The following is a 740-nucleotide window of genomic DNA, read 5'->3' as shown; positions in this document are numbered from 1 at the left end:
GAGCAAATGAAATCCACGAGCTAGGTTATGGCTCGGTGTTGGTTTCGCCACCAATGAAAAGCGCCCACGATGAACGTTGGTGGCAGCGCTATCAACCACAAGATTACCGTGTTATCGACAACGCGCTCGGTGACACCCAAGACTTCATCTATATGGTTCGCGAGCTCGAACGCGTAGGCGTTTTGGTGTACGCCGATGTGGTGTTTAACCACATGGCTAACGAAGCACATTTACGCCGTGATCTGCAATATCCTCGTCAGGATGTGTTAGATCAATACCGACAAAACGAACATAAATACCAGTCTTTAAAGCTTTTCGGCGATTTATCCAAACCGCTATTTAGTGAAGAAGATTTTGTTGAAGCGTTTGGTATCCAAGACTGGAAAGATAAATGGCAGGTCCAAAATGGCCGAATTACAGGTGGGCCAACCGATCCTGGTTTACCAACCCTTCGCGTTTGTGAACATGTTGTCGAGCAGCAGCGAGCTTACCTAAAAGCATTGAAAGCGATAGGTGTGAAAGGCTTCCGTATTGATGCCGCGAAGCACATGACGCTTGAACACCTAAAACGCGTATGGACAGACGACATAACCCAAGATGTGCATATTTTTGGGGAAATCATTACCGATGGCGGTGCAACAGAAGAAGAGTATCAACTGTTTCTTGAGCCGTATTTACAAGAAACCCGTTTAGGTGCGTATGATTTCCCGCTGTTTTCGACCATCTTTAAAGCATTTTCA

At 46.1% G+C, this 740-nt stretch carries 1 protein-coding gene; it reads left to right on the top strand.

Translation table 11 applies throughout. The features are described from left to right. The coding region (locus R7O13_RS26630) for an alpha-amylase family glycosyl hydrolase (RefSeq protein WP_318305177.1) at nucleotides 1-740 on the top strand (740 nt) is incomplete at both ends.

This window comes from Vibrio sp. Y176, assembly GCF_033438945.1.
Note: the sequence above shows the minus strand (reverse complement) of the source record. Positions and strands in the feature narration are given on the sequence as shown.